7 protein-coding genes are annotated in these 6,755 nt (G+C 72.9%); all 7 read right to left on the minus strand.

All coding sequences use genetic code 11. The features are described 5' to 3' along the window. Positions 1–5: 5 nt before the first annotated feature. Positions 6–932, minus strand: coding sequence for a glutamate ABC transporter substrate-binding protein (locus ACZ619_RS25025; protein WP_469602939.1), 927 nt, complete (start codon positions 930–932; stop codon positions 6–8). Between the two features lie 17 nt (positions 933–949). Further along, positions 950–1,693 (minus strand): amino acid ABC transporter ATP-binding protein, encoded by a 744-nt coding sequence (locus tag ACZ619_RS25030; protein ID WP_469602941.1) that lies wholly within the window; start codon positions 1,691–1,693, stop codon positions 950–952. 110 nt (positions 1,694–1,803) lie between these two features. After that, entirely contained in the window at positions 1,804–2,211 is a 408-nt protein-coding gene (locus tag ACZ619_RS25035; RefSeq protein WP_469602943.1) for a DUF6278 family protein, read from the minus strand. A gap of 16 nt (positions 2,212–2,227) precedes the next feature. After that, positions 2,228–3,007, minus strand: a complete 780-nt coding sequence (locus ACZ619_RS25040; protein WP_469602945.1) for an exodeoxyribonuclease III — start codon at positions 3,005–3,007, stop codon at positions 2,228–2,230. A gap of 36 nt (positions 3,008–3,043) precedes the next feature. Then, on the minus strand, positions 3,044–3,679 hold the full coding sequence (locus tag ACZ619_RS25045) for an MBL fold metallo-hydrolase (RefSeq protein WP_469602946.1): 636 nt from the start codon (positions 3,677–3,679) through the stop codon (positions 3,044–3,046). 28 nt (positions 3,680–3,707) lie between these two features. Continuing rightward, positions 3,708–5,027: a bifunctional 3-oxoadipate enol-lactonase/4-carboxymuconolactone decarboxylase PcaDC gene (gene pcaDC, locus ACZ619_RS25050; protein ID WP_469602949.1), complete on the minus strand. Its 1,320-nt coding sequence runs from the start codon at positions 5,025–5,027 to the stop codon at positions 3,708–3,710. A gap of 219 nt (positions 5,028–5,246) precedes the next feature. Then, positions 5,247–6,755, minus strand: a 1,509-nt coding sequence (locus ACZ619_RS25055; RefSeq protein ID WP_469602951.1) for an SWIM zinc finger family protein, incomplete at its 5' end; no start/stop codon positions are given.

Raw genomic sequence — 6,755 nt, forward strand, 5'->3', positions numbered from 1 at the left:
CTCGCTCAGCTCGCCGGGTAGCGGTCGATCGCGGGCGGGTCGGGGGCGGGTACGCCGGACAGGCCGAGCGTCGCCTCGTACGCCTTCTTCCAGTCGCCGTTCTTCTCACGTGCCTCCAGCGCGTCGTCGAGGGCGTACCGCAGGGCGGTGTCGCCGTGCGGTACGCCGATGCCGTAGGGCTCCTTCGAGAAGGGCCTGCCGACGACCTTGAGTTCGTCGGGGGCCTTGGCCGCGTAGCCGATGAGGATGGCGTCGTCGGTGGTGACGGCGTCGACCTGGTAGGTGAGCAGGTTGTCGACGCACACGGAGTAGGTGTCGTAGGCGACGAGGACCGCCTTCGGGTAGTCGGCCTCGATGCGCTGGTACGGCGTCGAGCCGGCCGCCGAGCAGACCCGTTTGCCGTCGAGGTCGGCGGGACCGTGGATGTCGTTCTCGTCGCGGCGCACGAGCAGCGACTGGCCCGCCATGTAGTAGGGGCCGGCGAAACCCACCAGCTTCTTGCGGTTGTCGTTGATGGTGTAGGTGCCGACGTAGAAGTCGATCTGGCCGTTCTGAAGCGCCGTCTCGCGGTTGGCGGAGGCGATGGTCTTGAAGCGGGTCGTCCTCGGGTCGAAGCCGAGGGACGCGGACATCATCCTGGCGATCTCGATGTCGAAGCCGGAGTAGGCGCCGGTGGCCGGGTCCCGTTCGCCGAGGTAGGGCTGGTCCTCCTTGACGCCGACGACGAGGTGGCCGCGCTTCTTCGCCCGGGTCCAGGTCGGTGAGCCGGGCAGCCGGAAGTCCTGTGCGACCTGGTACTCGGGGAGCGTCCCGGGCTCGGGGCCCTTGCCGGGCGGGCTGCCCTCCTTGCCGCAGCCGGCCGCCGCGAGGGCCGCGAGCAGCACGGTGAGCAGGGCCAGGACGGCCGCGGGCACACGGGTGGTACGGAACATGGGTGACGCTCCCCCGCTCAGTGCTTGAGGATCTTGGAGAGGAAGTCCTTGGCGCGCTCGGTGCGCGGGGCGGTGAAGAACTCCTCGGGGGCGCGGTCCTCGATGATGCGGCCGTCGGCCATGAACACCACGCGGTTGGCGGCGGAGCGGGCGAAGCCCATCTCGTGGGTGACGACGACCATGGTCATGCCGTCGCGGGCGAGCTGCCGCATGACCTCCAGGACCTCGTTGATCATCTCGGGGTCGAGGGCCGAGGTGGGCTCGTCGAAGAGCAGGGCCTTGGGTTCCATGGCGAGGGCGCGGGCGATGGCCACGCGCTGCTGCTGGCCGCCGGAGAGCTGTGCGGGGTACTTGTCGGCGTGCGCCGACAGGCCGACGCGGTCGAGGAGTTCGCGGGAGCGCCGGTCGGCCTGGTCCTTCTTGCGCCTGCGGACCTTGATCTGGGCCAGGGAGACGTTCTGCAGGACCGTCTTGTGGGCGAACAGGTTGAAGGACTGGAAGACCATGCCGACCTCGGCACGGAGCCGCGCGAGGGCCTTGCCCTCCTGGGGCAGCGGCTGCCCGTCGAGCGTGATGGTGCCGGACTGGACGGTCTCCAGCCGGTTGATGGTCCGGCACAGCGTGGACTTCCCCGACCCCGAGGGGCCGATGACCACGACCACCTCGCCCTTGCCGACGGTGAGATCGATGTCCCGCAGGACATGCAGCTCGCCGTAGTACTTGTTGACGTCCCGCAGTTCGATCAGAGGATCGACGGCCATACGCAGCCCTACCCACTCTCAGCCGTGTCGTGGTCGCCGCAAACTATCCAGCGGCGACCGGGCCGGGGGCACGACACGCACTTTTCAGGCATTAGCCGTATTTACGCCGTTCAGACCTCGGCGACCTCCGCGTAGAGCTGGGAGAGCTCGGGGACACCACTGGCGGCCCACTCCTGGCCGCACCCCACGACCTCGAACTCCCGCCCGGACGCGAGGCGTACGACCGGTTCGCCGTCCGCCCGGATCTCCCACTCCGCGCCGGGGACGGTACGGATCAGGACGGTGCCCAGGTAGAGGCCGGCGTCGGTGCCGAGCCAGGGCACCGTCTCCTCGTCGTCGCGCCAGCGGGGCAGCAACTGGTCGAGCGCCTCCAGCGAGGCCGGGGTGTCGTCGAGCGCGACGCCCTCCTCGGCCGCCTGGGCGCGCAGCAGCTCGCACTCGGCCAGCAGGTCGGGGTCGGCGGTGTGGGGGACGTCACCGGTCTTACCGTGCCTGTTACCCAGGAAGGGGATGTTCATGGTCCCAGGTTGACACTCAGACCTCCAGATCCACCACCACCGGGGCGTGGTCGGAGGCGCCTTTCCCCTTGCGCTCCTCACGGTCGACGTAGGCGTCCTTGACGGCCTTGGCGAACGGCTCGTTCCCGTACACCAGGTCGATGCGCATGCCGCGGTTCTTGGGGAAGGCGAGCTGGCGGTAGTCCCAGTAGGTGTACGGGTGGTCGTACTTCAGCGGGCGCGGCACGACGTCCGAGAGACCGGTCCCGCGCAGGGCGGTGAGGGCGGCGCGCTCGGCGGGGGTGACGTGGGTGAGGCCCTCGAAGGCGGCGGTGTCGAAGACGTCGTCGTCCGTCGGCGCCACGTTGTAGTCGCCGAGGACGGCGAAGGGGCGGCTGCCGCCCGCGTCACCGGCGACCGCGGCCTTGAGCGCCTCGAACCACTGGAGCTTGTACGCGTAGTGCGGGTGGTCCACCTCGCGGCCGTTGGGCACGTACACCGACCAGACGCGGACCGGGCCGCAGGTCGCCGAGATCGCGCGGGGCTCCTCGGCGCCGTCGTAGCCGGGGTCGCCGGGCAGTCCCTTGACGACGTCCGCCAGGCCGACCCTGGAGAGCACCGCCACGCCGTTCCACCGCCCGGTGGCGTTCACCGCGGCCTCGTAGCCCAGCTCGCGCAGCTGCTCGAACGGGAACTGCGCCTCGGCGAGCTTGGCCTCCTGGAGGCAGAGCACGTCGGTGCCGCTGCTCTCCAGCCAGGCGAGGAGCCTCGGCAGGCGGGCGGTGATCGAGTTCACGTTCCAGGTCGCGATGCGCATGCCCCACAACCTACCGGGCCCCTCCGACAACGCCGCTCAGACGTCGGCCGAGGCCCCCGGGGCGAGCCGCAGGTGCTCGGCGCCGCCCAGGGCGCCGATCTGGCGGTCGTAGACCGGCCGGGCCAGGTCGGTGAGGAGGGCGTCGTGGATGTCGTAGGCGCGCTGCGGCTTCACCTCGCGGACGTAGTCGATGACCTCGGAGATCTTGTTCCAGGGGGCCATCACCGGGAGCATCAGCGTCTCGACCGGCCCGCCGGGGACGGTGAGGGCGTCGCCGGGGTGGAAGACCCGGCCGCCGTCGATCAGGTAGCCGACGTTGGTGATGCGCGGGATGTCCGGGTGGATCACCGCGTGCAGTTCGCCGTGCACCTGGACGTCGAAGCCGGCGGCGGTGAAGGTGTCGCCGTGGCCGACCGTGTGCACCCGGCCCGGGAAGGCCGCCGCGATCAGGTCGGCGACGGCCTTCAGGGTCCAGATCTCGGCGGCCGGGTTGGCCTCCAGCGCGGTCCGCAGCCGCCCCTCGTCGAAGTGGTCGGCGTGCTCGTGCGTGACGAGGATCGCGTCCGCGCCGACCGCCGCGTCCTCCTCGCTGTACCCGCCGGGGTCGAGGACCAGCGTGCGCCCGTCCTTCTGGAGCCGCACGCACGCGTGGGACTTCTTGGTGAGCTTCATGGTCACCATCCTGCCCCCGGCCGGTGTCTCAGTCCTCGGGAGTGGTCTCCTCGCGGATGATCTGCTGGGCGACCCGGAACGCGCTGTTGGCCGCCGGTACCCCGCAGTACACCGCCGCCTGGAGCAGTACCTCCTTGATCTCGTCCGGGGTCAGCCCGTTGCGCAGGGCGGCCCGGACGTGGAAGCCCAGCTCCTCCAGATGGCCGCCGGCGACCAGCGCGGTGATCGTGACGCAGCTGCGCGAGCGCCGGTCGAGGCCGGGCCGGTCCCAGATCTCGCCCCAGGCGTAGCGGGTGATGAACTCCTGGAAGTCCCCGGAGAAGTCGTCGGCCTGCGCCAGCGCCCGGTCCACGTGCGCGTCCCCGAGCACCTCGCGGCGGACCTTGAGCCCCGCGTCGTACGGGTCGGGCCGGCCGAGCGGCTGCGGCGGCAGGACCGCCGGGGCGATCTCCGCGATGGGCTTGACCTGCGGGGCGACCTGCGGCACGGCCTGTTGCGCGGTGGCCGGGACCGGCTTGGCCGGGATGGCCGGCAGGGCGATCTGGCCGGTGGTGGAGTCGTAGGCCGGCTGCCAGGCGGTGGAGAAGTGCCGCACCAGCAGGTCGGTGACGGCGGCGGGCTGCTCGACCGGCACCAGGTGGGAGGCGCCGGGCACGACCGCGAGCCGGGCGTCCGGTATCCCGGCGACGAGGGTACGGGCCTCGGCCGGACCGGTGACCTGGTCGTCGGAGCCGACCAGGACGAGCGTCGGCACGCCGATCCGGGCGAGCTCGTGCCGGATGTCGAAGCCGGCCAGGGCCTCGCAGGAGGCGATGTAGCAGCCGGGGTCGGTGGTGCGGACCATCTGGACGGCCCACTCGGTGATGGCGGGCTGTGCGGCGGCGAACCCGGTGGTGAACCAGCGCTCGGGCGAGGTCCGGGCGATCGGGTCGAGGCCGTTCGTCCGCACGATCACGCCGCGCTGGCGGAACTCGTCCGCCGTGCCGAACCGGGGCGAGGCGGCCACCAGCGCCAGCGAGGCGATCCGCTCCGGGTGGCGCAGGGCCAGCTCCATGCCGACGGCGCCGCCGAGCGCGCAGCCCGCGTAGCCGAAGCGCTGCACCCCGAAGGAGTCGAGGGTGGCCAGCAGCCGGGCGGTCAGCTCGGCGACGGAACCGGCGGGGTGCGCGGGGGCGCCGCCGTGGCCCGGCAGGTCGTAGCGGAAGATCCGCCACTGCTGGGTCAGCTCCGGAATCTGCCTGTCCCACATGTGCCAGGTCGTGCCGAGTGAGGGACCCAGGATCAGGACAGGTGCGTCTTCTGGCCCGTCAAAGCGGTATTGCAGGGTGTTCGTAGGTGTCTCGCTCACGCCCTGCACGCTCTCACATCTCCCCCGGTCCCACGTGCTCGGGTCGTAACCCCGTGCAACCCGTCCCCGGTTGTGGCAGCCTTGCGAAGATCCTCCGGGTACGTGCGGCGCACGGTGTCGCCCTGCGGCGGCCGAGGGGCCCCCGCACACCTCGACTCATCTCCTTTCGGGGTCAGTTGACGGGCGAGAACACGGCGGGCCGGGGCCGGTGGGAGGCGGCTAGAGGTCGTCGGCGGTTCCGAGGCCGGTCAGCGCGCCGACCGGGTCCAGGTCCGGGGTGCCTCTGGGCCACCAGTCTTCGGCGCCCGGTTCCGACTCGTAGGCGTACCAGAGCCCGTCGCGGCCCAGGCGGAGCTGGATACGGCCGCCGGGGTGGGTCAGGTGGTTGTGCCAGGGGCGGAACGCCGGCAGGTCGGCGGCGAGCAGGAGCGGGCGGGCCCGGTCGAAGCGGCCGGCCGGCGGATCCCACGGCTCCTCCAGCACCGCCAGCCCCTCCGCGCCGCCCTGGCGCCAGGCGGCGACCGCGCGTGCCAGGTCGCCCGGGGTACGGCCGACCGCGTCCGCGAGCGACGCGTAGAGGGCTCGGGTGGAGGCGGTCAGACCCGAACCGGGGCGGGCCGCGGCGAGCCGTACCGCGTCCTGCCAGAGGGTCAGGTCGCCGACCGGGTCGCGTCCGGTGCTGAGCAGGGCGTGGGCGCGGGCGGCGGCGTCGGTGGCGAGCTGGTCCAGGGCGAAGGGGTCGGGGCCGCCGGGCACCGCCGGGTACACCGGAGGCTGCTCGGGATGCGGCGGGACCGGCAACGGGGGCGGCAGCGGCGGGAGCCGACGCTCCACCAGCGCCTCGGTGGCCCGGACGCCGGGCAGGACCGACGGCTGCCGCTCCCGGGCCGCGCGGGCCGCGCTGCGCCGGGACAGCGCGTCGAGCACCTCGCGTTCGCCCCGGCCGCGCAGCAGGAGCAGCACGAACGGGTCGGCGTCCAGCAGCCGCGCGGTCTGGTAGCAGAGGGCCGCCGCGTGCTTGCAGGGGTGACCGAAGTCCGGGCAGCTGCACCGGGGTTCGAGCTCACCGGGGCCGGGCAGGAGTGGGTCCCCGCTGTCGGCGAGGGTCTGCGGCAGTTCCTTGTCGAGGAGTGCGGCGATGTCCGCGGGGCGGTCGGCGGCGGCCTCCAGCAGCCGCTCCCACTCGTCGTCGCCGAAGGTGCGCAGCCGGAGCTGCACGCGGTACGGCCGGGGCCGGCTGCCCTGCACGTACGCCAGCACCAGACCGGGGGTCACCGTGATCGCGTCCACGTGCCCCTGCTCGGCGTAACCCCGCCCGCGCGCGAGCCGCTTGACGTCCAGCGCGCCCTCCTCCAGCGCCCGCATCCACGCGTTGCCCCACCAGGTCTCGGCGAATCCGGCACCGCCCCCGGCGGCCCGCACCGGGAGCGAGGCAAAGGTGCGACGGAGCTCGGTGTCACGGTGGGGGGTGGCCATGGTCCGGGGCAGCCGAGGGGCATCGGGCACGGGGGCTGACGGCTCGTCGGGGTGCGGGGCGTGTGTGGTCCGGGGCCGGGGGGCGACGTCGGCTGACGGCTCGTCGGGGTGCGGGGCGGCCGGGGTCCGGGGGCGGCGGGAGGTGTCGGGCGCGGCGCCCGACGGCTCGTCGCGGTGCGGGACGGCCAGGGTCCGGGGACGACGGGAGGCGTCGGCTGTGGAGGGTGACGGCTCGTCGGGGTGGGAGGCGGC

It is taken from the genome of Streptomyces sp. NPDC104367, from assembly GCF_055583825.1.